We start from the raw sequence: 26964 nt of genomic DNA, 5'->3' as shown, positions 1-26964 counted from the left end.
ATCTGCGGAGTCAGGATGCAGGAGGTTGCGGACGCCGCCTACCGCTCCGTGGAGCTGGGTAGACCCGTTAAAGTCGCGGAGCTTTACGAGGAGATCGGCGCTAGGAGACCCTAGTGCTCCACGGCCATCTGCTGGATGGGTAGGACCGGTTCCACGATCTTTCTCATGACCGTGTCGAGCCCTGGCCTTCCCACCTCGAACACGGTGGCAGTCTCCAGGTAGGCTTCAGCCGCCTGAAGCTTGGTGGAGTGCTCGCTGTGCACGGTGAGCAGTGGGTCACCCTTCTTGACGACATCCCCCAGCTTCGCGTGCAACAGCACTCCCGCCCCCTTGTCCTTCGGGGCTCCCGCGAGTCGAGCGAGCGTGGCAACCGCTGTGTTGTTCACCCATGTCACAACCCCGTCGCGCTCCGCGTAGATCGTGAAAGTTTTCTCTCCCACTGGCAGGTCTTCGGGCTTCACATTGGGATCCCCTCCCTGCTCCCGTATGATCTCCCGCAGCTTTGCTAGAGCCTTGCCGCTTCGTATGGCCTCCAACGCTAGGGCCTTACCGTTGGTGACTCCTATGAGCTCGAGGAGCGAGCCGACCAAGCTCGTAGCCTTGTCAACAACGTCGGCGGGGCCTTGACCGGACAGCGCTAGCAGGGCTTCGCGTGCCTCCAGCGCGGGGCCAGCGGTGTTCCCGAGGGGTTGATCCCCGAACGTAACTACAGCTGTGAGCTGGATCCCCATCCTCCTGGCCACCTCGATGAACATCCTGGCGAGCTGCTCCGCCTCCCTCATCGTCCCAACCTTCGCACCCCTCCCCACGGGGATGTCGAGGACGACGTGCGTTGCCCCCACGGCCGCCTTCTTGGCGATGATCGAGGGGACGAGGAAGGGGTCGATGGAGAGCGGGTGCTCCACTCTGATGATCTTGTCGTCGGCTGGGGCGAGGCGAAGCGCGCCACCCCACGCGATGCATCCGCCGACCTTGAGCACCACACGCTTGATCTCCTCAAGGGAGAGGTTGACGGGCATCAGCACCTCCGCCCTGTCCGCGGTGCCCGCGGGGCTCGTGATGGCTCGGGAGCTGGTCTTGGGTACGTAGTAACCCAATGAGGCTAGGATCGGTACTACGAGCAGCGTGGTTTTATCCCCCGGGATCCCGCCGATGCTGTGCTTGTCCAGCACGGGCTTGACGCCCAGGTCCAGCCTCTCCCCCGTTTCAACCATGGCGCGGGAGAACTGGTAGGCCTCTTCGACGCTGAGCCCCCTCCTGCTTACAGCGACGACTAGGGCCGCCAGCTCAATGTCGCTCAACCGGTCTCTGACGATGTCCTCCACAATGGTTCTGATCTCCTGGGGGTTGAGCCACGCCCCATCTATGAGCTCCCTTATGTAGCGGGAGGAGCGGGGTGGAGGGGCGGGCTCGATTTCCACAACATCCCCCTCGCTCAGGTTTAGGCTCCGCGCGACCTCCTCGTTCACGAGGATCGTGTCCGCGGGCATCTGGAGGGCGACGTTGACGATCGCTGTAACCTCCCTCCCGCCCTTCCGGAGGAGGAGGCGGTCGTGGGCTCTAACGCCGAGCGCAGCGGCGGAGCCATCATCGATGACTACGAGCGGCGCACCGCTGCTGAAGCCTAGGTGCTTCACCCTGAAAAGGGAGGTCATAGATTCACGTCGAGCGAGCGGTATATAACCTTATCTGCGCTCTACCACCGAAAAAATCGCCGTAACGAGAAGCGGGGCCCCGCACTTGGGGCAGGGTCCCTTCTCCTTGAAGACGTAGTCTCCGACCTCGTGGTCCCTCTCCTCGCGGAAGCCGCAGCTGCTGCAGGAGATGACTTCGAGGAGCCTCTTCCTCTCGATCTTCATCTTCCTGAGCCTGTCGAAGCCGACGTAGAAGAAGTATATCGCGAGTCCCGTGAGTATGGCTAGGTTGGCGTAAATCGCGTTCCCCGTCATGAAGTACATCACGACTAAGTGGATCACGAGGAGTACAACCACCACTAGGAGGATCAGGTACACCGGGAGCCACCGGGCCTTCAGCTCAGCCAGCTTCTCGTAGCTCATCCCAACCTGCGTCTCGTCGCGGTTTATCAACCTCTCGTCACGACGGCGGCCACGACCACCCTCCGGCGGTTCAGCGCAGGCTGGTTCTCGAGGAAGAAGATGCCGTTACCCTCGATGGGTAGCGAGCCGCCCACGATGGGTAGCGCCAGCGTTGTGCCGATGAGCGTCGACCGAAGGTGCGCGTAAGCGTTGCCAGGGTGCCTCCAACCGAGGGTGGGGACGAGGTCCCACAGATCGCTCTCGAAGGCTTCGATAACCTCCCTGCGCTTGGGGAGCACTACGAGCGCCCCAGTCGAGCCGACGGCTTGCAGCACGATCGCGCCCTCCTCCACACCCCTGGCGAGCTCTGCCACGCGGTCGGTGATGTCAAAGAGCTTGTTGGGCCCATAAGTCACCAGCTCGATCCTCGACGTTCTAACCACCCTCACGTGATCACCTCAGCCACCACAACCCTATCGCCAGCCGACTCGTTGAGGTCGAGCAGGCAGATCTGCTGGAAGGAGCCGAGCAGAAGCCCCCGCTCGAAGGGGATCACGAGGCTGGGGTGGAAGATTGAAGCTACCACGTAGGGGTTCTTCGCCTTCAAGCCGTCGATCAGCGCCATCAGATCCTCGATCAAGTCACCGTCGTACTCGATCGTGATCAGCCGGCACAGCGGGTCCGTGCAGTACAGGATGATGATGCCCCGCTCCGCCCCCGAGGCCCTCGATAGCCTCTCGACGTGCGCCGTGATGTCGTAGACGCCTCTCCCACCGCTAGCCACCCTCACCTCCTCACGCACGCGCGGCGCGGGATTCGAGAAGCTTTAAACGTGTCGGAGGAGCACAGTTATTGGCCCCCTCGCACCGGGCGTCCCGTGCCCGAGACAAGGTTGGCCGTCTACGTCACAGCCCAAACGGTGAAACAGCTGGCAGAGGCCTCTCTACCCGCGGAGAAGGCGTTGGAGCTTCTACGCCGATTGAACGTCGAAAGGGTTTACGTTGAGAACTACCGGATGGGCCTCTTCGTGCCACCAGACCAGCTGGCGAAAGTTGGAAAGGTTTTCTCGAGTGAGGGCTACGAGGTTGCGGGAGGGAGCTGCATCGGTACGTGGGGGGAGGGTTGGGGGCGTTACGCGGATTTCGGGTTCCGCGTGATCTGCCTCACCGATGAAAGGAACCTGGCGCTTCTGGAGAAGGCGATGCGCGAGGCTGGAGCGGCATTCGACAGCATCCTGATAGACGACTTCTGGGCGCAGTGGTGCACCTGCCCGAACTGCGTGGCTGAGTTCAACCGTAGGTTCGGGCTCTCCGTCAGTAGGAGCGTGCTGCTGCGCGAGCTGTCGAGGGGTGACACGCCCACAGCTAGGCTCTGGTCCCGCTTCTCAACCGAGCTGCTCCTGGAGGTCTCGAAGGAGCGCGTCGTTAAACCCTTCCGCGAGGCCGGTGGGAGGCGAGTTGTGGTCAAGGTGGCGGAGTGGAGGGAGGACTTCTACGTCAGGGGGCTTCACGTTCCATCCCTCGTAAAGGTGTTCGACGGGATATACGTTGGCACAGAGTCCCGGGAGTGGGTGCGCAGCTACGGTTCGCATTACATCACACTCCTCGTGCGCGAGCTCGCGGGTGGCGTTGAGGGGGTGTGGTTCGACACGTACGACGGATTGGGCTGGGAGCACCCCGTCAGCGTGGAGACCTACATCGACCAGCTGCTCTCCAGCCTCACCCCCCTCCCGCCAGAGCTGACGCTGTTCAACCTCTGGGACCTCCTCCAACCAAAGTGCCAGCCGCACGTCGAAGCCGTCGAGCAGCACTATCCAGCTCTGAGTTCCGCGCTATCGAGGGTTGGGGGCGAGCCCCTCGGGCTAGTAAGGCCGGCGCTGCTCCCACCATTCTCGCCGCTGGAGGACCGCTACATCGAGGACTACATCGGGTCGATCGGCGTCCCCCTGAAGCCCGCGCGGGAAGTGCCCAAGGGCTCCGCGGTTCTCCTCACAGCCAAGGAGGTTGGCCTGATCGATCTGGAGGACTTGCTCGCTAGAGTGAAGGTCCTCTTCCTCACCTCCGGCGCTATCAGGCGCCTGCTGCGCGGTGACGCCGGCGAAGCCGGCTACGATGTTCTGGCCGGCGCGGAGCTCCTCTACGACCACTTCGCCGCGTCGATCTTCGAGTACCGGGGCGCCGCGGCGATGGAGGGGCACAGGCGGGCGAGCCTGCTGCCGGTGGGGCCCGTGCTCAACGCCAGGCAGGGTGAGAGCATCGTGACGGTGAGCGACGGTTGGGAGAGGAGGGCTGCCATACTCAGGCTCGCGGCTAGGGGGGTACCCGTCATCGCGCTCTGCATCACGGACTACCCGCAGCTCTTGGGCGAGTACCCGGAAATCGTTAGGCAAGCCGTGAGGGATCTGGTCGGCGAGCACCTCGGCATCAAGCTGAGCCCGGCGAGGGGGCCGCTGACGAACGTCTCTCTGCACGCGTACAGCGACGGCCACCTCGTGCTCGTGAACCACAACGGCCACTGGGTTTCAGCCAGAGTTGACATCAACCCCGAGCTGTGCGGCTTCTCCGGCTCACCGACGCTGGTGCGGGGTCGCGCCACGGTTTCCACGGTTGGCGGCGGAGGGTTCGAGGTGGAGCTCCCGCCCAGGAGCTACGCGATACTGAAGGTGTGTTAGAAAGAGGTTTTAAAATCAAGGCTTCTTTCTCAACCTCCCGATCCCGCGCTCATCCGGGATTCTAGCCAGCGTTAGCCCGTCCACCCCGAGCACTACGATCTCGGCGAGGTAGAGCACGCGGCAGCCTTCCTCCACGTGGCCGCCGTAAGCTCCCTTAGTGTCAGATACGACGGCGTGCAGGTGGGCTTTACCGCCCGCGACCACCCCCTGTAGCGAGAGGAGCTCGAGGGAGACACCCTCGAAAACCAGCTTCTGCTCCCTCACTGGGTAGCCGGTGGTCGTCACCGCGTGCAGGTAGCAGCGGTCCAGCGTCCCGATCCCGGAGAGAACAACTGCCGTCTCGAACCCCTCCCTTCGAGCTACCTCCTCGACGCTCTCCAGCAGCAGGTCGCCGGGGTCGAGGCGGATGACGAGCAGCTTCCCAGCGTAGCCTGAGAAGTACTCCAAGCCGCTCACCACAGCTTCAACCCGAGCTTCTCCAGCAGGGGTTTCTGCGAAGCCCTGTCCAGCTCGAGCTGCCTTTCCGCCCTCTCCAGGACTTTCTCGGCCACCTCCCTCGGAACGACCACGACGCCGTCGTAATCGCCGACGACGATGTCGAAGGGGCGCACGGTCACGCCTCCTACTGTCACTGGCACGTTGACGTCCTCGGGCCCGAACTCCAGCCTCCCCACCACCTCCGTCCTACCGTGGTAGCGGTAGAAGGTGGGGAAGTCGATCCTCTCGATCTCGCCCGCGTCCCGCACCCCTCCGTCTACGACGGCGCCTTCAACGCCCCTCGCTTTAGCGTGTAGCGCCACCGTCGACCCCCAGAAACCGACGTCAGGGCTGTGGGACGCATCCACGACGATCACCGTGCCAGGGCCGGCGTGCCTCATGAAGTGCTCGTAGTTGGCCCGAGTCGCGTACCACCTGTCGGCGAACCTGTCGTACTCATCGGGCCCCATCGTGGGTATCTCCTCCTGGACGCGCCTCGTCCTCACAGTGACAGCGTAGCCGGCCAGCTTCGCTGCGGGGTAGAGGGGTCTGATCTCCCTTGAGATCAGAAGGTTATCGTGGTACCCGTACCGGTCGAGGGCGTCAACGACGTCCGCCACCCTCAACCTCCTGAACCGTGCGATGAGCTCGCCGCCCACAGTCAGCGGTCTCCGGCGGCGTAAAAATCGGTTACCCAGCGATGTCGGACAGGTCGTAGACCAGGTAGCCCATCCTTCTCAGCTCCTCCTTCCCCTCGAGGCTCCGGGCTACTAGCCCGTACAGCTTCTCGCGGAGTTGGATTTGACCTCCCTTCTCCGACAGCCTTCTGAGGATCGCTCTGGCTTCGTGGCGGCTCAGGTCGGACCACTTCACCTCGATTAGCGCTCCAACCCCCTCCCTCGCGGACGCTACCACAATGTCGACCTCCTCCCCCTTCGCCCACCACCTGCCCACAACGTCGGGTTCGAGGGGGAAGCGGCCGCTTCGCACCTCGCCGACCACGTGTTCTAAGGCAACCTTCTCGAAAACCCAGCCGAGGTAGGTGTTGAAGTCGACCGCGACGCTGGCCCAAAGCTCGTTCTCCAACCCCCTCTCGAGCAGCGACTTGTTGGGCCAAACGAAGCGGAACCAGAAGGCGAAGAAGGGGTCTTTGATCGAGTACATCGAGCGCCCCCTCGAGAGCACCGGTCTCTCCCTCTCGATCAAGCCGAGATGCTCCAGCGTGGCCAGGTAAGTCGTCAGGTTCTCCCTGGAGATCCCAGCCGCGCTGGCGATCTCGCTCAGCGTCCTCCTCCCCTGGGAGATCGCTGTGAGCACGTCCATGTACCGGGCCGGAGCCCTCAGCTCCTCTAGCAGCAGGAAGAGGGGTTCCTCGTGCAGGGGGCCCCGCTTACTCAGCACCAGGTCGATGATGTTCCTCTCGGGGCTCTTCCCCTCATCGACGAGCTCGAGGTAGGCTGGTGTGCCCCCGAAAGCCCCGTAGATCTTGACGAGCTCCAGGGAGCTGTACCTGGTGAACCACTCGGCTAGCGCACGGAAGCCTAGGGGCTCGAGCTTCAGCACGGCCGTTCTGCGCCCGTAGAGGGGGGCATCGCCCCTCAGGGCGACTCTCTCGATGACCCCCACCGTTGAGCCGGAGAGGATGAGAACACCGCGGGACTTGGAGAACCGCTCATCCCAGTACCTCTGGAGGAGGGATATGGCCCCCTCGACTTCCGCCAGCCGCTGGAACTCGTCCACCACCACTGTGACCCCCCTCTCGAGCTTCACAGCGATGTACTCTAGGAAGGAGGAGAAATCGGGGAAGCGGAAACCCCTGAAGAACTCGCCCTCCACCGCTCTCGAGAGCTCCGCCAGCACAGTGTCCCTCCCTCCGAGGGGAACGTAGAAGTACAGGCCCGGCCTCCGGGACAGCAGCTCGAGCAGAAGCCTCGTCTTCCCCACCCTCCGCCTCCCGTACACCAAGACGAGGTGGGGCTTGCCCTCGCCGCACAGCCTCTCGAGAAAGCTCAGCTCCTCCTTTCGGTCGACGAATTTTACATTCATGATTGTAACAATCAAGACTCTAACAATTTATCCTTTACTTCTCGTACGTATGATGCTACGTGGGTGGAGCGGGCTAGGCCTCTAAGGATTGCCCAATCCCTTAGGCTGAGCGAGGTGCTACTTCATCGTGGGAACGTCTGGACGCCAGGTGCATTCGTTAGAGCTTGAAACAGCTTGTGCTCACGAATCACCCCCATGTAAAGTAGATGATTTTCTTCCCGCTGTCCGCATCAAATGCGTAGAGGATGTCACCCGTCCACTGGATGCTCGAGATCACCAGCTTTGGAGGCGTATAGCTACCACCCCTCTCAATCTTCTTCCATAGCTCGACGGGGACGGTGACTGGTCCGTAACTCACGGTAAAGGTGACTCGGGCCCCGATCTCCTCAACCTCCTGTGTACCCTCTCCGAGATCTATCTGGATTGGCGTTGGCGTTCCCTTTGGATATCCGCGGATCCACCCTGAGGGTTGGCTCCCGCACAGCGTGCACTGCTTACTCTCACCCCAAGAGTACCCGCCGAAACTGATGGGTGTGACAAGCTCGTAGTAGTAGAAGACCGGGGTCGGATCAGTGCGGTAAAGCCATCTTTCGTACTTGTAAGTCACATACACGAGGAGCCACCTGCTCTCTCCATTTGAGAGGGAGGTGGTGGCTACGTCATTGTCGCACGGCGTTAATTTATCACCAGTGGTAATCCAGTTCTGGAAGCTGTAGCAGCAGGTGCCCTGACCCGGGGGAGTATAGACGGAGAAATGCCTAGCCTTCTGGCTGAAGTATAGGTAGTTCCCGGAGTAGAACTTGACGTAGACGGTGACTCCGTTGATCGTGTGCACCTGGAGAGCCTTTGTTAGAGCCGTTACCGTTTTAGTCTCGCTATCTGGGGGGCGACTGGCGCAGGGCACACAGCTGCTTGATTGAGCCTCGATGATGCTTTGAGCTTTCGCTGCAGGCTTCCCAACCCTCTCAACCGGGATTCTCACTCTTAGCTCCATAATGGGCTTCTCTGGTCTTATCCTCACAAGCTTAGCCCCGAAGTATTCGCTACCCGCCAGGACGATGGTGTACTCGTGCTCCTCCCACTCGTTGAAGATGTTCAGCAGCCTCCAGATCCTGATGGAGTGGCGCAAGCCTTTAGCTTCAATCCGCTCGCTCATACTCTTCGACCCGTACCGAGTGAAGTTGTGGATGAAGACCATGAACTGGTCAGAGACAGGCCTACCGTCTTGATCAACCGGCTCAATGTTGAAGGTGATCAGAGCCATCGACCTCCCGCTCAGCCAATCGAGGAAGAGCTGGTAGACCTCCGGAGACGCGAGAGGATCCTGGGCGACTATAGCCCCCGGAAGAAGCAGAAGCACTAAGGCAACCACGGGAAGAATGGTTCTAAGAGCTACCCTCCTAGCAATTCTAAACCACCAGTAGAAAGCCTATGAGCTCCTCTTAAAAATTTTCCCAGTTTCAGTAACAGTCATGAGAGGATCCCTTCAACCTAAAGCTCGGGCGGCCTCAATGAAGGCTTCGCCAGCTCGATTGTGGAGCACTGAGCACGTAAGCAGCATTACGCTTTAAGGCGCGCCGGGTGCAGAGGAGCATTGGTTGAGATCGCTCGAAGGACTTCACCGAGTCCTTCCGACTCCGTTGCTGAAGAGCGTGCCTTCAGTTTCCCCTGCCGCTCCTCATCGTGCTGAGCGCCATTGCCGATACGATCGCTCCCGCACCGAGAACCTGGAGCGGGGTGAGGGTTTCCCCGAGCGCGAAGTAGGAGAAGACGGCGGCGAAGACAGGCTCGAGCAAGTAGATGAAAGCAGCCTCGACACTTCCCACCCAGCGCTGCCCGTACAGTTGGAGCGCGTTCGCGCCCACGGTGCACACAGTCGCTAGGTAGGCTAGTGGAGGTAAAGCAGCCCCCAGCGCCGAGCCGCTGGGGAGACCGGATAGGGGTGCGATCAAGGCCGCCGCCAGAGCAGTGAAGGAGCACTCGAGGAAGAGGAGAGAGAACAGGTCCCCCCTAGCCACACGGTCTACCGCCATTATCTGAAGCGCCCAGCACACCGAGCCCGCCAGGACGATCGCGTCCCCCAGCATCACCTCGAAGGCCCCCCCGCTGAACGACATCAAGTAGAGGCCGAGTAGCGCGAGCGCCACGGCCATAGCGAGGCGACGCGAGGGTTTCGCCTTGCCGAGGAACGCCTCGAAGGCGTAAACGAAGACGACGCTCAAGCCCGTCACGAAGGCCGCGTTCGAAGCCCGAGTGTACTCCATCCCCCAACCCTGCAGGGTTATTCCGAGGAAGTAGAGGACGCCCAGCTGGAGGCCGGGGAGCAGGTAGGCGGACAGCAAGCTCCTCCTAGCGAGAGCGACCGGTGCCAGAAGGAGTGACGCGAGAGCGAAGCGGAGCGTGACGTAGTAGAGGAAGCCGACCGTACCCACAACGATCTTGATGGCTGGAAAGGTGGTCCCCCAGATCACAGTCAGCGTCACAAGCGCTAGCAAGCCGACGGTACGTTGAGAAGGCATCGCCTCCCTTAACTCCTGGGGTTTTTAAGCTCCAACGGGTGCCATAGCCGTTACGGTTTTTGTGGCGTAGCACGCAAACCCCGTGATGCTCAGCAGGGTCGTCAGGTTCGCGGGCACCGTTGGGAGCGCGGAGGCGGGCGGCTTCATCTACCTGCCCTTCAACGTCCCCGAGTGGGCTAAAACCATCGAGGTTGAGTACAGCTACAGGGGTTTAGGGCCTGGCGAGTGCACGGTCGACATCGGGGTTTTCGAGCCCGGCCCCCTCGACTTGATCGAAGCCATGACCAACTTCAGGGGGTGGAGCGGCTCCAGCCGGAGGAGCTTCTACATTTCCGAGAGCTCGGCAACGCCGGGTTACCTGCCGGGCCCCCTGAAACCGGGGGTTTGGCACATCGTGCTGGGCCTCTACAAGATTCCAGCGGAGGGCTGCGCCTACGAGGTGGTGGTTCGCGTCAGCGACGCTCCGCGCAGCGGCGGGCAGCAGCTAAGAGCTGCGTCGAACGTTTGCCGGAGGAGAGGCTGGGTGAAGGGGGACTTCCACGTCCACAGCGTGCACAGCGATGGGGATTCGACGCTCGAGGAGGTGGCGGGGAGAGCGAGGGAGCGGGGCTTGGACTTCGTCGCTGTAACGGACCACAACACGCACTCTCACATGGCTCAAATGGGTAGCGGATGGGTGGGCGGAGTTCTACTCGTCAGAGGAGTTGAGTTGACGACCTACAGGGGGCACCTGAACGTGTACGGCTTCCTTTCAACCCCTGAGTTCCGGATCCGCAGCTACAAGGATTTACTGCGCGTCGTGGAGCAATTGAGGGGGCGGGGGGCTTTGATCTCGGTGAACCACCCGAAACCTCTGGGGCCAGATTGGGAGTGGGGGTCGATAGGCTTCGCGCACTTCGTTGAGGTGTACCACTCGGTTTGGGGGTTCAACAACTACATCTCGCTCAAGAAGTGGGATGAAGAGCTCCGGCGCGGGCTTAAGCTGGGGTTGGTTGGAGGCAGCGACGTGCACAAGCTGAAGAGCGACGCGGGGGTTTCCAGGATTGGCTCCCCCACCACTTGGCTCCACGTAGACGAGCTGAGCGAGAAAGGCGTGCTTGAAGCCCTGTTGAGGCAGAGGGTTTTCGTCTCCGAGGACCCTAGCGGTCCACGCGTCATGCTGCAGTTGCAACACGGCCAAACCCTGTACCAGCTGGGCGATAGCGCGCCCGCCGCGCGAAGCTTTGCTATAGTGCGTGTTGATAGGGGGGAGGGTAGGCTTGCTCGACTGGTCTCCGACAGCGGCGTAGAGCATGTATGCAAAGTTCAAGGCGACCCGTACGTGGAGAGGTTGGAGGTGGACCTGCGCGACCGGGCTTTTCTCAGGCTCGAGGTGCTCAACTATTGCGAGGATCCGTGGGACCCGTACCATAGAGAGAACGATATCGCGGCGATCACCGCCCCCATCCTCATCGAGCATCAGCACGAAAACTGCCCCGCATTGAGCGAGCTTGCACGCCACCACGCAGGCGGATAAGTTTATCCGCTCGGCTCAAACGAAGCCCGATGCGGGTAACGAGAAGGCTGATCGCGGCCTCAGCCCTCGCGGTGCTCACCGTAGCCGCTGTAACAGCCTACCTTCTGCTCCAAACGAGAGCCGAAGAGTGGCGCGTAGAGGTAACCGTTGGGGACTGCAGGAAGGTCTTCGCCCTACCCGAGTTGGAGAAGATGTCAACGGAGCGCGAGGTTCGGGGTGCTGGCGTTCTCCGCTGCGTACCCTTAGTCGATCTGGTGGCGGAGTGCGGGGTTGACTTAAACTCGACGCTCGTCCACCGCTTGGTCGCAGTCGGCGCCGACGGCTATTCGAGGAGTGTTGAGGAAGCTTACCTCTACCTGAGTAAAGCCTACCTCTGCCTGCCTGGGGAAGCCTACCCCGATTGGGGCCCCGTGAGGCTCGTTGTTGAAGGCTTAAGTAGCAAATACTGGGTGAAGCAGCTGGTCGCCGTGAAAGCTCAACTGGGATCGTGGGTCCTCAACGTGAGGGTCGATGGAGAGACTAAGAGGGTTTTCACTCTGGAGGAGATCGAGAGGCTGGCGCGGGACGTTGAAGGCATCGGGAAGGCCGTCCCTCTCGTGGAAATCCTCCGGGCGATCGGGTTGAGCGAAGATAACGTCAGCTTGTTCGAGTTTGTGGGAGCCGACGGTTACAGAAGCGTGTTCAAAGGCGGGAACGCCACGAGAGCCTTCGTCCTCCTTATCAACCCGCAGGACTGGCCCAGGTACGGGCCGCTCCGCAGCGCCGTCGTGGGCGCCCCCAGGGGCACGTGGGTGCGCCACCTGGTCGCCGTTGAGGTGATCACGAAGGAATGAGGAGAGCAGTGGTAGAGGTAGCTGTGCTATCCATACTGGCGGCAGTACCCACAGCGCTGGGGTACGTGCTCGGCCCCCTCAGTAGAGCTCTGAGCGCAACCGCTAGAGCCTTCGGTTTCCCGGTGGCCCCCAGGCTAGGCTTCATACCGCTGGTTACTGTCACCGTGCTAGCGAGAGCATACCTAGGTAGAGGGGCAGCGGTAAAGGAGGGGGTGCTGTTGGCTCTGCTGGGCGCCGTGTTCCACCCGCGTGATTTGAGCCTGCGAGTGCTTCGGAACATCATGCTCGGAGTGGGGGTTGAGCTGGGGATGATCGGGGTGAAGCGGATCGACGCATGGAGCTGCGTGCTCGCGGGGCTCGTGGGGGGTGCGCTCAGCTATACACCGTACCTGCTCTTCGCACCTCTGAGCGTCGGGGCTGCAGTCCTGTACGCTGCCTTGATCCTCTCCTCGGTGAACTGGCTCCTCTCCTGCGCGATCGGCGGCTACCTGGCCAGCATCGTTTTTAGGAGATCCGAGTGGATAACCGTAAGGGTGGCACACTTAACCAGTAGGCTTTCCTAGAACATTTTCCATTTTATTTCTTATTTTAAAGGTTCTGAGTATATAGGATGAGTTTAAATAACCTCCCTCAAGTTATAATCGCCATGGTAAAGGTTAGGAGAGTTTCAGTTGTTGACGTTGACCTTTGCGTAGGCTGCATGATGTGCGTTTTCGCTTGCAACAGGAGGAGGTTTGGTAACGGTGGTGTTGCCGCGTCCGCAATCAAGGTGATGAGCATCGGTGGCGTAGAGAGGGGGTTCCGCGTCATCGTGTGCCGAGCGTGCACGGACCCGCCTTGCGCATCCGTCTGCCCCACTCGCGCTCTCCAGCCGAGGAAGGGGGGTGGCGTAATCCTCGACTTCGAGAAGTGCGTCGGGTGCGGCAACTGCGTAAGAGCCTGCCCCTTCGGCGCCATAAGCTGGGACGAGGAGATCAACAAGCCCATCGTCTGCACGTACTGCGGGTACTGCGTCCGATATTGCCCCTACGGGGTAATCAAGCTGGAGGAGGTTGGGGTGGTGGAGCATGCAGGCTAGAGACCCCCTCAGCCGCGTCCTCTACATCGACTTAACGACTAAGAGGTACTGGGTCGAGGATCGCAGGGACCTCTTTGAGGAGTACATCGGAGGAGCGGGAGTGGCGATCAACCTGCTACGCGAGGAGCTTCCGAGGAACGCCGACCCGCTCGGCCCTGAGAACGTGATCGTGTTCGCGGTCGGCCCCTTCAACGGTCTCTACCCGATGGCCAGCAAGACGGTCTCCATGTTCAAGAGCCCGCTCACCGGGAACCTCGGTGAGAGCCACGCTGGAGGTAGAAGCGCGATCGCGATCCGGCTCGCAGGTTACGGCGCCATAGTAATCAAGGGCGCCAGCGAGATACCAGTTTACCTCGCTGTGCACGAGGACAAGGTGTACTTCCGCGACGCTAGGGGGCTCTGGGGCCTCCGCAGCACGCACACCGTTGGCCGGGTGCTGCGCGAAAGGGAACCGGGCCACGGGTTCAGAACCGTCATGAGGATCGGTCGCGCCGGCGAGAAACTCGTCCGGTACGCCTGCGTCGTCGTGGACACGTACAGGCACTTCGGAAGGCTGGGTCTGGGGGCGGTCTTCGGAAGCAAGAGGCTGAAGGCCATCGTGATCTCCGGTCGGCACAGCATCCCCGTCGAAGACAAGGCCGCGTACAGGAAGGCCTACGATGAGATTCTCAGGAGCATCATGGAGTCGGGAGCGACGAGGAAGTACTACGAGCTGGGGACGTCTGAGAACGTCCTGCCGCTCAACGAGCTGGGCGCGCTCCCCACGAGGAACCTCAAGGAGTCGAGGTTTGAGCACGCGAAGATGATCTCGGGCGAGAACCTCGCAGAGAAGTACTTGGGTAGGCGCGTATCCTGCGCGCACTGCCCCGTCGCTTGCATCCACCTCGCCGCCCTCAGGGAGCCCTACGTGCAAGCCCCCTACTTCTACAAGACCGTCTTCGTGTCGTACGACTACGAGCCCATCTACTCCCTCGGCTCGATGCTCGGCGTGGGCAACCCCGAAGGGTTGCTAAAGCTCCTCGACGCCGTCGAGGTGTTCGGGTTGGATGCGATGAGCGCGGGCGTCGCACTCGCCTGGATGACGGAAGCGTTCGAGAGAGGGTTGATCACGGAGCGGGATACAGCGGGTGTTAAACCGAGCTGGGGCGACTACGAGAGCTACCTCAAAGCGTTGGAGCTGCTCGTTGAGCAGCCGACCGAGTTCTACTCGGCATTGGCAAGGGGCACCGAGTACGCCGCAAAGATCTACGGGGGAGAGGACTTCGCCCTAACTTACGGCGGCAACGAGATGCCCGGCTACCACACGGGCCCCGCCGCGCACATCGGCTACGCTACCGGGGCTCGGCACAGCCACCTCGACAGCGCCGGCTACTCCTTCGACCAGAAGATGGTTGGCAAGAGGGTAACCGTTGAGGAGATCGTCGATTATCTCATCAGGGAGGAGAGGTGGAGACAGGTGCTCACAAGCCTCGTGATATGCCTCTTCGCTCGCGGCGTTTACACCCCACAGGTGGTCATCAACGCCTTCAAGCCGCTCGGCATTGAGTACACGGAGGACGACTTGATGAGTATCGGCAGGAAGATCCACCTTCTCAAGCTAGGTTTCAAGCTGAACGAGGGGTTCGACCTATCAAGGCTCAGATTTCCGAAGAGGATCTTTGAGACACCGACACCCCACGGCATGCTCGACCCCTCCTTCATGGACGAGGCCCTGAAGGCTTACAGGAGCCGAATCGAGCAGGAACTCAAGGAGCTCGCCAAAGCCAGCTGACTGCTCAGCTCTCACTCATTTTAGCCTCAAGCGCTGCCTAGCTCGGGCGGAAGAATCCTCTCCAGGGCGTTTACTATTTCTTCCACGTACCTCCTCACGCTAAGGTAAAGCTTTCCGGCGTACTCCATCTTAAAGGCCTTCTCAGCCGGGATTCCCTCCTCCTCGAAACCGTAGAAGGCGGGGCCCCTCAGCGCGGCGAGTTCTGCTAACAGCTTCGCTAGCTCCTCAACTTCGGATCTTATGGGCTCAGGGAGGCTTTCACGCCTCTCCAGCAAGATGTCACTAACGTCGTGGCGCTTCGGGTACTCAACCCCGAGGGCTCTGAGGAGGGCTTTGACAGCGAGCTCGAGAGCTTCCTGCGACCTCCTGATGACGAAGGAAGGGTAACCCTCTCGTAGCGCGAGCTCAGCCTCTCTAAGGCAAATCCTCGCGCGCCGGGCATAATCGAGAGCCATCTCAACGTTCCTCAGACCTCGATCACCTCGCCGGGCTTTGCATCGGGCTTCAGCATCCAGTACCAGCCCTTCCCCGTTTTCACGCGCTTCGCCCCCATCTCTCTCAGCTTGCTTCTCAAGAGCTCGAGCTCCCGCGCTAGGAAGCCGCCCCTATCATAGATGATTACCGCGTCCTCCGTGAGGTCGAGGAGGATCGGTGGGTGCCTCTGAACCTCCTCAGGTGTGAGAATGACCTCGGAAGTGTGGCGGGGGAGATCCCTCCGCCGCAACTCCTCGTACTCCTCCGTCGACCGCAGCTTCCAGCGGGCATTTGAGACGAGGTCGAACCTTGACCCCAGATCCTCCGGAAGACCTTCAGCGACGATTAGCAGATCTATGTCGCTGCCGGCCTCCGCCTCCCCTCGCGCCACAGAGCCGAAGAGGGCGACTGAGACTAGCTTCTCGCCGAACACCTGCTTCAGCATCTCAACGTACCGATCCAAAAGGCGCTTCACGTGCTCGTAGCCGAAACCCACTGCGCTGTTAGGGCACGAACGCGGATATAAGGCTAATCCGGGGCCGCGGCTAGGAGGCGGTAAGGAATTTCGCGGCTTCGGATCCTGCGATCCGCTCCAGCAGCTCCCTGCTCACCGGCCTCTTCGCCAGGATCTCCGCGACCGCACTCCTCGTGATCCCCGGTACTAGGAGGAGGGACTCCCTTGACGCCCTGTTCACGTCCAGCGGGTAGGGGATCCCTTTCACCGACCTGTAACCGTGCTGTACAACGGTAACGTCCAGCTTCGCCGCCGTGGGGATCCTCTCCGGGATGTAGACGAGGATGGGGTAGGAGCCCACCTGCCTCGCGAGGCTGTACTTGCCCTCGTGCGCCTCCACGTAGAGCTCGCGGAGGATGGTGCCCCGAGGCACGACGCGGGATAGCATCGGGTTGTCGAACTCCTCCCTCACCCTCCTCTTGAAGGACTTGAACAGCCTCTTGTGCGCTCGAACTATGCGCGAGCCGACGGTCCACATCGGCGTGCCCGGGAGCGCGAGAACCTGCCTGATGTTCACGCGACGAACCAGCAGCCCCTCCTCCAGGATCCTCCTGAGGAACTCCAGGTTGCGCTCATAGGTCTCCCGTGTCTCACCCCTGAGCCCCAGCACGAAGTTGATGCCGGGCAGCAGCTCGGGCATTCCGTTCCAACCCCTCCTCGCCCCCACCTCGTTGATGACCCGCACGGCCTCCAGCGAGTCCTCGGGCATCGCCTTCAGGTTGTTCGCTTTAACGACCTTCGGGTCTGCGCTCTCAACCCCCAGCGCCGCGACGTCGCCTGGCGTGTGGTACTCGACGATCACCTTGAGGGCCTCCCTCGCCTTCTCCCTGTGGTGGGCGATGGTCCCGGGGTTCACGTTGTCGATGTGGAGCACCCTCAGCCCGGGGGCGGCTCTCCTCACGCTCCTGAACAGCTCCTCCAGCTTCTCCGGCCTCGGCTCCGGGAACTCAACCTCGTTCACGCCCTTCCCCATGTAAGCTAGGATGTCCGGCTGCCTCCCCAGCCTAAAGTGCCTGACCCCGTAGGCGTGAAGGGCTTCCACCTCCCTCGCGACTGCCTCGGGCTCCCGGAACTCGACGGCCCCGTACCTCGGCTCGATGCAGAAGCTGCAGCCGCCAGCGACCCAGCGGGGGCACCCCCTGAACGTCTCGAGCTCGGCGATCAGGTTCCACCCAATGTTCGGGTGCTGCTCCACAATCCGAGCCCCCTTCACGGCGAACTCGTCCACCAGCACGTAACCCTCTCGCCTCTCCCTCGGGTCCACGGCCTCAACCCTTAACCCCTCCTTCACCAGGTTGTAGACGACCACCTCAACGTCACCACTCACGACCAAGTCGAAGTAGGCCTTGAAGCGCTCCGGGGGCACAGCCACCCTGCCGCCTGCTGCGCCGTAGCCAAAGCGGGCGACGGGGCCGCCGAGCACCCTCACCGCCCCCTCGATCATCGAGGACCAGCGCACCAGCTCCTCGAGCCTGATCGGCTCGCCCCCGAGGTACTTGCCGGGCACGACAACGCCCGTGATGAAGACGACGAGGTCGCACCTCGAGGCGTACTCCATAACGCGGCTCAGGTTCGCTCTCGCGAAGTCGACCGTCACGTACCTGACCTCGGCGCCGGGCGACGCGGCCCATATTGCTCCAGCAACGTACCTGGGGTACACGTCGATGTAGGGCGGCACGCCTAGGCCAGCGGGCTCGTCGGTGTAACCGTCGATTATCAACGCTCTCATCCGCAAACCCGCAGTAGACACCTCGCGCTATATTCTTCACTACACGAGCCGCTTCGCGCAAGGGTTAAAGACGCGCCAGGGGCCCGCCGGCTGTGCCCAGGGACTTCACGGTAACCGGGCACCGGGGAGCTGCTGCGCTCGAGCCGGAGAACACCTTACCGAGCTTCATCAAGGCGGTTGAGTGCGGTGCGACTGGCGTGGAGTTCGACGTTTACCCCACGAAGGACGGCGTTGCCGTCGTTTTGCACGATCGAGAGCTTCGGAGGCTGACGGGTGTGGAGGCGCTTGTAGATCAGCTGACCTACGCGGAGGTTTCGAAGCTCAAGGTTCACGGTAGGGCTAGGATACCCACGCTGAGAGAGGTGCTCGCGTTCGCGAAGGGTAGGTTGAGCGTGGATATCGAGGTTAAGCTTCCAGGCGTCGAGCAGGAGGTGGTGGAAGCTTTAAGGGAGCTGGACATGGTCGACGACGCTCTCGTCACGTCCTTCCTACCGGCGCCGCTCGCAGCGGTCAAGAAGCTCGACTCTAGCATCGAGGTGGGTCTCCTCGTGACGGGATGGGACGACGAGTGCCTTTACGTAGCGGAGAGGGTGGGAGCCAGCTACATCCTCCCCCACTACGAGGCGATCACGCCCGCCCTGGTGAGGAAGCTGACCAGCAGGGGTTTCAGGGTTGTAGCGTGGACCGTCAATGAAGCGGAGACCGCAAGGTGGCTGCTGGACGTGGGAGTGGATGGAGTAATCACCGATAACCCATGCTTGATCAGGAGGGTTGTAGAGGCGAGAAAGAGGGGTTAGGCCGCGCGCAACAAGCCTTCAGAAACCAGTCCTAGCTTCCCCCCGCCGAACCTTCTGGAGTACTAGTACTGAGATCAGCAGGAACACTATCGAGAGGGGGAACAGCGTCACGTAGCCTAGAAGGTCTATGAACAGCCCGGCTATAGGTGGGCTCACGATGGCAGCGCTCTGCGAGGCGAAGTAGTACAAGCCCGTGTTGGTACCCAGCTTATCCCTGGTGGTCATGTCGACCACCGCTGGCAGCGAGTTGACGTTCACAAGGGCCCACGAGAAGCCGACGAGTAGGAAAGACACTGCGATGAAGCTCACCAGCAGACTCGGGCTGAGCGACGGCGACGCGCCCGCTACGGCGGCCAGGAGCAGTAGGATCGCTAGCAGGCCCAGCGTCATCGTCCTCCTCCTGCCCAGCTTCGCACCGATGAAGCCCGCCGGCAGCGAGAAAAGCAGGAAGCCGAGGGCGACGAAGCCGAGGAGGAAAGCTCCCGTATCCTCGCCGATCCCCAGGTGCCACTTAGCGTAGCTCGTGAAGAAGGTCTCGATCGCATTGTAGCTGAGGAACCAGAGGAAGATGGCTAGTAGCATGAAGACCAGGCTCTTGTCGGGGCTCCGCAACTCTCCCGACAGCGCCCCCACGAGCTCGCCCAGGCTCCGCTTGAGCACCTCGAAGCCTGACACCCTCGTTCCCTCACCGGTCTTCCTCTTGTACTCCTCCGGCTCGTCCACCAGCAGGACGACCAGTAGGCTCGATAGGGCCAGAAGGGGGCTGCCCGCAATGAAGGGGTAGGTGGGGTTGAGCCTGTAAAGCCAGCTGCCCGCGAAGAAGGCTATGAGGGAGCCAACGCCTCCCATGAAGTTGATGATACCGTTGGCTTGGCTCCTCTTCTCGCTGGGCGTGATGTCGGGCATGAAGGCTATCACGGGCGACCTGAAGATGGCCATGGAGAAGTTCATCACGATGATTGCAGCATCATTGGTACCAGTTCAGCCCTCAGCATCGGGATCAGGAGGAAGGTTAGAGCCGCAGGCGGCACACCAGCAACGATGTAGGCTTCCGCCTGCCCAACCTCGTCCTCGTGAGATCGCTCAGGGCGCCGATGACCGGCAGCATGAAGACCGCCAGAACGTTATCAATCGTCATGATGAAGCCGACCAACCACGAGGGTAGGCCCAGCTCCTTCAGGAAAACCGGAACGTAGGAGTTGTAGACCGACCAGATCACGCTGATGCCGAAGAAGCCGGAGCCCAGCAGGAAGATAACCCCGTAGCTAAACCCTTTCACGCGCTTCACCCGCGGTTACGACCATCGCTCCAACCGTGTAATAAAGGTAACCAATTGAAAACATCATCTTAAACTCCCTTTAGATAATTAGATAAAATGAATCTCTGGAAAAATTGAAAGTTTTTAAGTTTACTTTTGAGTTACAAGATAACGGCCCGCGCGCCGCGGAGCGGGAAAAGGGTTTTAAGCTTCAACGCATTTAACGGGCAAGTGATGACCAACTCCGATTCTGACGCGTGAGGAAAGCGGCCGTAGCTGACCCATAATTCTTCGGTTGCCCAGGAGCCGCGAAGCGGCTCGTGTGGGGAGGGTTTCGACCCCCGCTTATCCCTTGCAGCTGGGGCTTTTCCCACGCCTACAGGAAAGCCTCTCCCTCAACGCGTCCCTAATGCGGAAGTCGTCCCTCAGCGTCAACCCCTTCTCGACTAGCTCCACCATCAGGGGGTTCCCCTTCTCGGCTCCCCTCAAGGCCTCCGCCGGAGTCAGGGGGATTACCTCGAAGCGCGGGGGCGCTTCAAGCTCCTCCAGCCGCTCGAGGACTCCCCCCTCGAACTCCCCGATCACCACCAGGTCGACGTCGCTCCATACGTTGAAGTCGCCCCTCGCGTACGAGCCGACCAGGAAGACCGAGTACCTACCCTTTAGCGATAGCGCATACTCGCGCGCTCTCTCAACCACCTCCTCGCGCTCCTTCACCCTCCTCTTAACGACTTCCACTTAGCCTCAACCCAGCTTATGACCTCCTCAGCCTGCCTTATAGCTTCCTCCGCCTCGGAGCGCGTGTAGTAGTCTTCGGGGACGCCTTCCTCCCATACGTCAGGGCACCTGGTTGGAGTGTAGAACTTGCTTAGCCTGGCAGCCAGCTCTCTCACCCTCTCGTCCACCTCGAAGCCGGCCTCCGCCAGGCGGTTGACGAGGGACACGAGGGAGTGCCCGAAGACCGGTGAACCCACCCCCCAGAGGAGGGCCTTGAGAGCCTTCTCGGCCGCCTGGTGAGCCTTGAAGCAAGCCCAGTTGAAGTCGCCCGCTTCCGCGTCCCTTCTCGATGACTCCAGGGTCCTCCTGGCGCTGAGCATCCACCTCCCGTACTCCTCCTCATCGAGCGGGACGGTCACGCGGGGAGACCCTGACCTGATATAAGAAGTGAGCGGGTGGAATCTCTCCACGAACCGAAGCTCCAGCCCTTCCTCTGAACCTCCCCATAGCCCTTGAGGTGTACGCCCGTGCCTCGCGCAACCCTCCCGATCACGTGTACCTTAACCCCGCGCTTCTCTGCCTCCGCGAGCACGTGCTCCACCTTGTCTGGTGGTACCGTGAAGATGAACGAGTACTCCTCCCCGCCGCGGTAGAGAGCGAGCTCCACCGGATCCCTCCCCCACGCTTCAGCGCACTCAACGAGCTGCTGGCCCATGGGGAGGTTGTCCAGCTCCAGCCTCACCCCGCTCGCCTCAGCCAGGTAGTGCAGCGAGAGGGCGAAGCCGTCGCTGTCGTCGATCGAAGCTGTAGCGTAGCGCGAGACGTTGAGCCAGAAGCCAGCGTCAACCGGCTCGGGCCTGTAAGCCCTGCGGATCGCAGCCTCGGCCCCGGGGCATAGGGGGGCGTTCTCCAGCAGGACGGCGTAGGCGACCGGTGAGAGGATGCCGAAGCCCGCGACCATCAGCACGTCACCGGGCTGGGCACCCCCTCTCGGCACGAGCCTCTCGGCAACCCCTACCGCGGTGACGGACAGGTAGAGGTGGTCGGAGAGGTTTGTATCCCCGCCCCACACGTGAGCCCCCATCCTCCTGCAAGCCTCCTCAACCCCCTGGAATAGCTCATCCGCCGCGTCGTACGAATCCTCGGGGAGGCCGAGGCCCAGCAGAACCCCCAGCGGTTTTGCACCCTTGACGAGCACGTCGCTCAGCGCCGCTACCGCGGCCTTCCAGCCCGCATCCGCCATCGACATCCCGGGGAGCCAGTCTGTCGTCTCGTCGAAAACGTCGACTTTAACAACTAGAAGCCCGCCGAGGGCTACAGCCTGCGCGTCGTCGTAACCCAGGAGCTCCGCTGGATCTCTACGGAAGAACTTCCACGCTCTAGCGATTAATTCCTCCTCCACACGGCTGCGCAGAGGCGTCAGGTAAAAAACCCTCTCGGCCACAAATCGACCGCGCTCAACGGGCCGATCGGCACTCAAACCGGGATTAGCGCTAATCCCGGAAACGATCGGTTGGGCTCGCCGCTCAGGCTTTGCGGCCGACGTTCTACCTTAGCGCTACTTGGAGCAGAAGTTTTTGATTTCCTCAAGGCCCACGAGCACGGTTCCGCCCATGACGAGCAGGGGTACCTTGGCTGTCCCGTACTCGAAGAGGAGCCACCCCCTCAACCCGTTGGAACTGACGTCGATCTTCCTATACTTCAGCCCCTTACGTTGGAGAAGCTCCTCCGCCTCCCTCGACTCCTCCCCGCCGTCTACGAAGAGTGTTACCTCCTCCACACCGATCCCCGGGTTACTTGTAGCGTGCGGGGGGAGTTCTCCGTAGCGCACGGAACCACCGCGTTTTACGGTTGTGAGAGCCTCATAATACCTTGAGGCGATATAGTGGCGCGAAAGTGTTATGTAGTGTTGCCTGAGCATCGCGCTGTGATAATCTTCGCCACTGGGATTAGCGGGAGCGGCAGGCTCGACTACCTAGAGGCGGCTGCAGCTGAGAGCGGGGGTAGGATGAGGGTAGTGGACATCGGGAAGAGGATGTTCGAGAAGAGCGCGGAGCTCGGCATCGAGATTCCGGAGGGGAAGATCCTCGACATGGACCCCTTCGCCCTCGACTACCTGCGCGCAGTGACCTTCGAGGAGCTGCTGAAGGAGGCTGAGCGCTACCGGGGGCCCGGCAGCGAGGAGGATCTCGTGATCAGCACGCACGTCTGCTTCCGGTGGAAGAAGCACCTCGTGCCCGCCTTCAACCTATACTACCTGAACCGCATCAACCCGGACGTCTACGTGACCATTGTGGACAACGTGCACGCAATCAAGGCTCGACTCGAGAGGACGCAGTGGAGGGGTAGGCTGAAGCTGAAGGACATAGCGATATGGAGGGACGAGGAGACGTTCATAACCGAGATCCTGGCGGAGTACCAGAGGAAGCCCTTCTACATCTTGGCGAGGAGGGAGCCGCCCAGCCTCCTCGTCGACCTGATCTACAGGGTAGAGAGGAGGAGGGCGAAGGGTGATAAGGCGGCTCCGAAGGCTTACCTGAGCTACCCCATCACGCACGTGCTAGGGAACCCCGAGCACTTCAAGCTGAAAGATGAAGTGAAGAGAGCCTTGATGGATGAGGGGGTGATCGTCTTCGACCCGATCGCGGTTGACGAAGCTAACTTGATCGGGTTGGCGGAGAACGCGTTGTCGAGCGGAAGCCAGGAAGTGGAGGTTGACGCTGGGGGTTACACGGTGCGCTTGAGCGTCCAGGAGATCCTCGAGGCGAGGGGCGACATCATCGATCAGATAGTGGCGAGGGACTACAAGCTGATCGACCAGTCGGACATGATCGTGGTCTTCTACCCGACGACGGCCGTTTCGCCGGGCGTGCTCAACGAGATCCACTACGGCTTCACTCACAACAAGCACGTCTACGCGATCTTCCCCTACGAGACGAGGAGCCCCTTCTTCGAGTACTACACCACGATGGTCTTCAAGAGCCACCACGAGCTGATAGCGCACCTGAGGGCTAGCGGCCTGATCCCCGCCGCTTGACCTCAGACACGATGAGCTCGATGAGGTAGCCCTCCTCACCCGGGAGACCCTCGAAAACGAGCTTCCCATCAACGTACAGGAGCGGGTAGTCGACGTCCTCCTCCCTGTGTAACACTTCGAGCCGAGCCCCGAGCTCCCCCTGGAGGAACTCCCTCAGCTCGCGGAGCCACGACAGGAGCGTCCGCACGTGGTAGTCGCTCCCTCTGCCAGCCACCTCCACTTTAACCACCTTTTCCACACTCATCCGGCCCATCTGGGGCTCACCGGTTATATAGCCCGCGATACGGGGCCATGGGCATCGTCTATCGACTCCAGCCGCAGCCGATAATCGCGCAGCGCTCGACCAGCGTTGCCCGCTTGGGGCTCTGCCGGCTGACCACGGCGAGTAACCCGTGGCAGGCGCACAGTTAAAAGATCGGGAAACTGATTAAGGCGATGGTTCACGAGCGTGCGATCGATCTCGTCGGGAGGACTCCGATGGTTAAACTGCGTAGGCTGACGAGGGCTGAGGTGTACGTGAAGCTGGAGTACCTTAACCCGACGGGTAGCCATAAGGATCGCATAGCTCTCTGCATGATCAGGGAGGCCGAGCGGAGGGGGCTGCTGAAGCCCGGCGGCACGGTGGTCGAAGCGTCTAGCGGCAACACCGCGATCTCGGTCGCGTGGCTCGCGTCCCAGCTCGGCTACAAAGCCGTCATAGTCGTCGAGGAGGACGCTTCGCCGGCTAAGGTGGCAGTCATCAAAGCGCTCGGCGCGCGAGTGGTCTTTGCACGTAGAGTCCCGTGGGGGCACCCGGATCACCCGGTGAACGTGGCTAAGCGGCTGGCGGAGGAGCTCGGCGGAATCTATCTGAACCAGTTTGAGAACGAGGCGAACGTCCGAGCCCACTACGAGACAACGGCCCCCGAGATCTACTCCGAGCTGGGCGATCGCCTGGGAGCCTTCGTGATGGGCATCGGCACTGGCGGCACGATAGCGGGCGTAGCGAAGTACCTGAGGGAGAGAGGGGCTCGCGCGAGGATCATCGGGGTGGTGCCTAGGGGGTCGCCGATCGAGACGCGCCAGCCCACCCTCGGCGAGCCCATTGAGGGGCTAGCGACGAGCTCGATCTCCGGCATCTTCGAGCGCTACAGGAGCCTAATCGATGAAATCGTCACTGTCAGCTACGAGGAGGCGCGAGAAACGATGCTCAGGCTGGCCAGGGAAGAGGGGATACTGGGAGGGCTTTCAACGGGCGCAAACATTGCAGCCGCCCTAAAGGTCGAGGATCGGGTGGAGGGCGCGATCGTTACCCTCGCTCCAGACTCGCTGTTCAGGTACACGCACCTACTCTAATCCGAACAAAGCTGCTACCGCCTCACGCGGGGGCGGGGAAAGCGAGATGAGATCTGATATCCGCGGCCATCATGATTATACAGTGCAAGCGTGGGGGAGAATCGCTCCATCAGTTAAACGAACGAAACATACAAGAATGATTAGTCGCAGTGCGAATGATGTCTGTCCTAATAATATTACTAATGTTACAAGGTGTAGCTGTGGTTTAGCTCGCTGTGAGAGCTTTGAGCTCCTCCTTGATTGACGGTTTTAGTTGAGCCCCCTCGAAATCAACGATCTTCACTCTCGAGAAGCCCTGTTTTATCAGGAGCTCTGACACATGCTTGCTGGTCGCCCCGGGAGACCAACCGTACGATGCGAGAATCAGGATTGGCATGGACTTCCTGTGCGGTAGCTTCGCGGCTATGAGCTTGATTAGGTGGTCGATTATCGGGTGTGGTTGTGCTTCGTACACCGGTGTGCCTATGATGAGCAGCTCAGCGTCGGACGCGTCGGTCAGGATCTCGCTGATGTGCGGCCTCTCCTTGTCATTGAATCCGTAGTATACGACTCTCCACCCGTTCGCCTCCATCTCCTCCCTGACCGTCTCCATAGCCCTCTTCACGTTTCCGTACATTGTTAAGCCGGTCAAAACTACCTTGCCCTTTACGGGCTGCCCGGAGGCTACGCGGAGGTACTCTTCTACAACCCACTGTGGATTGCTCCGGTAGACCACCCCGTGGCCGGGAGCTATGATGCGCGGCTGGCCTACGGCCTTGCTCACCTTCTCGATGCCCTTCGGGATCCAGTCGATGTAGTGCCCGATCACCGTTATGATGTACTTCCTGATGCTCCGGGACAGTTTCGCCAGGTCCGCTTGATCGTCGAAGAGCGGTGGTATGGAGTAGCTGCCGAAAACATCGCACGTAAGGAGGACTCCCTCACCATCGATGAAAGTGACGATGCTATCGGGCCAGTGGAGCCACGGCGTATGCACGGCTCTTATCCTGTAACCGCCCAGCTCCAGCGCTTCACCATCCATTAAGGGTTTGAACCTCTCAACCCCGAAGTGGGACCTCAGGATCCTACCGGCGATCGGGTGTCCAACGAAGAGCGCTCTCGGCGCGACTTCCGCCAGCTTCCCCGTTGTGCCGGAGTGGTCGGGCTCGGCGTGGTGGGTGACGACTACTCTGATATCTCGGGGATCGATCAAGCGCTGGAGCGCTTCAACGAAGGCGTCGCTGAACTCCTGCTTCCACCCGTCGAATAGCACCGCACCCTCCTCCGTCGTGAGCAGGTACGCGTTGTAGGTTACACCCTCCGGTATCTCCCAGAGAGCCTCGAAAAACCTCACCCTCGCGTCATCGACTCTGAGTAGGAAGAGGTTGCCCAGAACCCTCTCCACATGGAAATTTACGTCCACGGACGCGCATCACCAGCGCAGCCTTAAGAATTGCTCGCCCCCCGATCTGTGGGCAGCCTTATACCTTATATTCCGCTCTTCCCCAACGAGCTCGTGGGAGTGAAGATCTCGGAAACAAGGGACTACTTTCTCAGGGATGGCTCCTACTTCTTCTACCTGGCCTACGAGCTGGCGGAGCGGTTCACGGCGATGCCCTTCAAGCGGCCGATCGTCAACGGCGAGCCCTGCTACGAGGGGATGGGCTGGTTCGGCAGGTACGGCAGGTTCACGCGCGCCGACGTGAGAAGAGCTGTGTGGTGGAGCCTACTATCTGGGGCTAAGGCGGGCGTAGCCTACGGGGCGCTCGGCATCTGGAACTGGCATAAGACGGGCTACACTTTCCCCGACGAGAGGATCTGGGGAGCCTCGTTCGATTGGAGGGTCGTGCTATCCTTCCCCGGAGCATCCGACGCAGCCTACGCGAAGTGGATCTTCGAAAAGTACAGGCTATACGAAATGAACCCCGCGAACGAGTTGCTCATCGACAGTCAACCCGGAGTCAGGGTAGCTAAGGGGAGGGATGGGCTGGCCGTGTACGCGCCGTACGCCTGGCGGATCAAGCTAGCCGTAGACCCGTCGGGGTACGTATGGGAGGGGATCGACCTTGAGGCTCGGCGGGTAATAAAGCCGAAAGTTAAAGCTGAGGGTTCCGTCACAGTAGTCGAAGTGGCTGAAGCGTACAACGACGTGCTCATTCTCGCGTCAATGCGTTGAG

Annotated in this window: 30 protein-coding genes; 10 read left to right on the top strand and 20 right to left on the bottom strand. The window is 61.1% G+C overall.

The window, feature by feature from the left end:
- Positions 1-110 precede the first annotated feature (110 nt).
- From QXF46_07145 to QXF46_07130, 4 genes are read right to left on the bottom strand one after another with little or no spacing between them, the layout of a single operon-like run.
- Positions 111-1655 carry an AMP phosphorylase gene (locus QXF46_07145; protein ID MEM0226637.1) on the bottom strand — a complete coding sequence of 515 codons (1545 nt, stop codon included), beginning with the start codon at positions 1653-1655 and terminating at the stop codon, positions 111-113.
- 30 nt (positions 1656-1685) lie between these two features.
- On the bottom strand, positions 1686-2057 hold the full coding sequence (locus QXF46_07140; protein MEM0226636.1) for a hypothetical protein: 372 nt from the start codon (positions 2055-2057) through the stop codon (positions 1686-1688).
- A 26-nt stretch (positions 2058-2083) separates the two neighbouring features.
- On the bottom strand, positions 2084-2485 hold the full coding sequence (locus QXF46_07135; protein ID MEM0226635.1) for a YjbQ family protein: 402 nt from the start codon (positions 2483-2485) through the stop codon (positions 2084-2086).
- Positions 2482-2838: a YjbQ family protein gene (locus tag QXF46_07130; GenBank protein ID MEM0226634.1), complete on the bottom strand. Its 357-nt coding sequence runs from the start codon at positions 2836-2838 to the stop codon at positions 2482-2484. Before QXF46_07130 ends, QXF46_07135 begins: the two co-directional genes overlap by 4 nt.
- Before the next feature lie 75 nt (positions 2839-2913).
- Here QXF46_07130 and QXF46_07125 point away from each other — a divergent pair, with 75 nt between their 5' ends.
- Positions 2914-4707, top strand: coding sequence for a hypothetical protein (locus tag QXF46_07125; GenBank protein MEM0226633.1), 1794 nt, complete (start codon positions 2914-2916; stop codon positions 4705-4707).
- Positions 4708-4722: 15 nt separating this feature from the next.
- Here the strand turns inward: QXF46_07125 and QXF46_07120 are convergent, their stop codons facing one another.
- The 5 genes from QXF46_07120 to QXF46_07100 form a co-directional block, all read right to left on the bottom strand.
- Positions 4723-5163: a DNA-binding protein gene (locus tag QXF46_07120; protein MEM0226632.1), complete on the bottom strand. Its 441-nt coding sequence runs from the start codon at positions 5161-5163 to the stop codon at positions 4723-4725.
- On the bottom strand, positions 5160-5843 hold the full coding sequence (locus tag QXF46_07115; GenBank protein ID MEM0226631.1) for an RraA family protein: 684 nt from the start codon (positions 5841-5843) through the stop codon (positions 5160-5162). Before QXF46_07115 ends, QXF46_07120 begins: the two co-directional genes overlap by 4 nt.
- 31 nt (positions 5844-5874) lie before the next feature.
- The gene (locus tag QXF46_07110; protein MEM0226630.1) at positions 5875-7230 is read right to left on the bottom strand and encodes an ATP-binding protein; all 1356 of its coding nucleotides are present in this window, start codon (positions 7228-7230) and stop codon (positions 5875-5877) included.
- Positions 7231-7417: 187 nt separating this feature from the next.
- Positions 7418-8590, bottom strand: a complete 1173-nt coding sequence (locus QXF46_07105; protein ID MEM0226629.1) for a hypothetical protein — start codon at positions 8588-8590, stop codon at positions 7418-7420.
- Positions 8591-8888: 298 nt separating this feature from the next.
- Positions 8889-9749: a DMT family transporter gene (locus tag QXF46_07100; GenBank protein MEM0226628.1), complete on the bottom strand. Its 861-nt coding sequence runs from the start codon at positions 9747-9749 to the stop codon at positions 8889-8891.
- Positions 9750-9834: 85 nt separating this feature from the next.
- On the opposite strand from QXF46_07100, the gene QXF46_07095 reads away from it, so the two are divergent.
- From QXF46_07095 to QXF46_07075, 5 genes are all read left to right on the top strand, one after another.
- Positions 9835-11265 (top strand): CehA/McbA family metallohydrolase, encoded by a 1431-nt coding sequence (locus tag QXF46_07095; protein MEM0226627.1) that lies wholly within the window; start codon positions 9835-9837, stop codon positions 11263-11265.
- A gap of 29 nt (positions 11266-11294) precedes the next feature.
- Positions 11295-12098 (top strand): hypothetical protein, encoded by an 804-nt coding sequence (locus QXF46_07090; protein ID MEM0226626.1) that lies wholly within the window; start codon positions 11295-11297, stop codon positions 12096-12098.
- Positions 12095-12661: a hypothetical protein gene (locus QXF46_07085; GenBank protein MEM0226625.1), complete on the top strand. Its 567-nt coding sequence runs from the start codon at positions 12095-12097 to the stop codon at positions 12659-12661. The genes QXF46_07090 and QXF46_07085 overlap by 4 nt, the downstream gene beginning before the upstream one ends.
- A gap of 83 nt (positions 12662-12744) precedes the next feature.
- Entirely contained in the window at positions 12745-13176 is a 432-nt protein-coding gene (locus QXF46_07080; protein ID MEM0226624.1) for a 4Fe-4S binding protein, read from the top strand.
- The gene (locus QXF46_07075; protein MEM0226623.1) at positions 13166-14947 is read left to right on the top strand and encodes an aldehyde ferredoxin oxidoreductase family protein; all 1782 of its coding nucleotides are present in this window, start codon (positions 13166-13168) and stop codon (positions 14945-14947) included. Before QXF46_07080 ends, QXF46_07075 begins: the two co-directional genes overlap by 11 nt.
- A gap of 26 nt (positions 14948-14973) precedes the next feature.
- On the opposite strand, the gene QXF46_07070 is transcribed toward QXF46_07075, so the two are convergent.
- The 3 genes from QXF46_07070 to QXF46_07060 are packed head-to-tail and all read right to left on the bottom strand — an operon-like array spanning position 14974 to position 17664.
- Complete coding sequence (locus QXF46_07070; protein ID MEM0226622.1) at positions 14974-15402, bottom strand: HEPN domain-containing protein; 429 nt, start codon at positions 15400-15402, stop codon at positions 14974-14976.
- A gap of 11 nt (positions 15403-15413) precedes the next feature.
- Positions 15414-15917 carry a nucleotidyltransferase domain-containing protein gene (locus tag QXF46_07065; GenBank protein ID MEM0226621.1) on the bottom strand — a complete coding sequence of 168 codons (504 nt, stop codon included), beginning with the start codon at positions 15915-15917 and terminating at the stop codon, positions 15414-15416.
- 49 nt (positions 15918-15966) lie between these two features.
- A complete protein-coding gene (locus tag QXF46_07060; GenBank protein ID MEM0226620.1) occupies positions 15967-17664 on the bottom strand; it encodes a radical SAM protein in 1698 nt (565 codons plus the stop codon).
- A 92-nt stretch (positions 17665-17756) separates the two neighbouring features.
- Between QXF46_07060 and QXF46_07055 the strand changes: the two genes are divergently transcribed.
- Positions 17757-18461: a glycerophosphodiester phosphodiesterase gene (locus tag QXF46_07055; GenBank protein MEM0226619.1), complete on the top strand. Its 705-nt coding sequence runs from the start codon at positions 17757-17759 to the stop codon at positions 18459-18461.
- An 18-nt stretch (positions 18462-18479) separates the two neighbouring features.
- Here the strand turns inward: QXF46_07055 and QXF46_07050 are convergent, their stop codons facing one another.
- The 6 genes from QXF46_07050 to QXF46_07025 form a co-directional block, all read right to left on the bottom strand.
- A complete protein-coding gene (locus tag QXF46_07050) occupies positions 18480-19412 on the bottom strand; it encodes an MFS transporter (GenBank protein ID MEM0226618.1) in 933 nt (310 codons plus the stop codon).
- A 61-nt stretch (positions 19413-19473) separates the two neighbouring features.
- On the bottom strand, positions 19474-19740 hold the full coding sequence (locus tag QXF46_07045) for an MFS transporter (protein MEM0226617.1): 267 nt from the start codon (positions 19738-19740) through the stop codon (positions 19474-19476).
- A 324-nt stretch (positions 19741-20064) separates the two neighbouring features.
- A complete protein-coding gene (locus tag QXF46_07040; GenBank protein ID MEM0226616.1) occupies positions 20065-20457 on the bottom strand; it encodes a nucleotidyltransferase domain-containing protein in 393 nt (130 codons plus the stop codon).
- On the bottom strand, positions 20433-20855 hold the full coding sequence (locus tag QXF46_07035) for a HEPN domain-containing protein (protein ID MEM0226615.1): 423 nt from the start codon (positions 20853-20855) through the stop codon (positions 20433-20435). Before QXF46_07035 ends, QXF46_07040 begins: the two co-directional genes overlap by 25 nt.
- Entirely contained in the window at positions 20852-21838 is a 987-nt protein-coding gene (gene thiL, locus QXF46_07030; protein MEM0226614.1) for a thiamine-phosphate kinase, read from the bottom strand. The genes QXF46_07035 and thiL overlap by 4 nt, the downstream gene beginning before the upstream one ends.
- 156 nt (positions 21839-21994) lie before the next feature.
- Complete coding sequence (locus QXF46_07025) at positions 21995-22267, bottom strand: glutathione S-transferase N-terminal domain-containing protein (protein ID MEM0226613.1); 273 nt, start codon at positions 22265-22267, stop codon at positions 21995-21997.
- 96 nt (positions 22268-22363) lie between these two features.
- Between QXF46_07025 and QXF46_07020 the strand changes: the two genes are divergently transcribed.
- Positions 22364-23473, top strand: a complete 1110-nt coding sequence (locus QXF46_07020) for a hypothetical protein (GenBank protein MEM0226612.1) — start codon at positions 22364-22366, stop codon at positions 23471-23473.
- Here QXF46_07020 and QXF46_07015 read toward each other — a convergent pair.
- The gene (locus QXF46_07015; GenBank protein MEM0226611.1) at positions 23448-23717 is read right to left on the bottom strand and encodes a hypothetical protein; all 270 of its coding nucleotides are present in this window, start codon (positions 23715-23717) and stop codon (positions 23448-23450) included. The two genes, QXF46_07020 and QXF46_07015, sit on opposite strands and share 26 nt — an antisense overlap.
- Before the next feature lie 191 nt (positions 23718-23908).
- Between QXF46_07015 and QXF46_07010 the strand changes: the two genes are divergently transcribed.
- Positions 23909-24808, top strand: a complete 900-nt coding sequence (locus QXF46_07010) for a cysteine synthase family protein (protein ID MEM0226610.1) — start codon at positions 23909-23911, stop codon at positions 24806-24808.
- A gap of 205 nt (positions 24809-25013) precedes the next feature.
- Here the strand turns inward: QXF46_07010 and QXF46_07005 are convergent, their stop codons facing one another.
- Positions 25014-26210 (bottom strand): FprA family A-type flavoprotein, encoded by a 1197-nt coding sequence (locus QXF46_07005; GenBank protein ID MEM0226609.1) that lies wholly within the window; start codon positions 26208-26210, stop codon positions 25014-25016.
- A 93-nt stretch (positions 26211-26303) separates the two neighbouring features.
- On the opposite strand from QXF46_07005, the gene QXF46_07000 reads away from it, so the two are divergent.
- Complete coding sequence (locus QXF46_07000) at positions 26304-26963, top strand: DUF4038 domain-containing protein (protein MEM0226608.1); 660 nt, start codon at positions 26304-26306, stop codon at positions 26961-26963.
- Position 26964 lies beyond the last annotated feature (1 nt).

It is taken from the genome of Thermofilaceae archaeon, assembly GCA_038731975.1.
In the GTDB taxonomy this organism is placed as follows: domain Archaea; phylum Thermoproteota; class Thermoprotei; order Thermofilales; family Thermofilaceae; genus JANXEW01.
The sequence above is the reverse complement of the archived record's forward strand: the minus strand, read 5'-3'. Positions and strand labels throughout refer to the sequence as shown.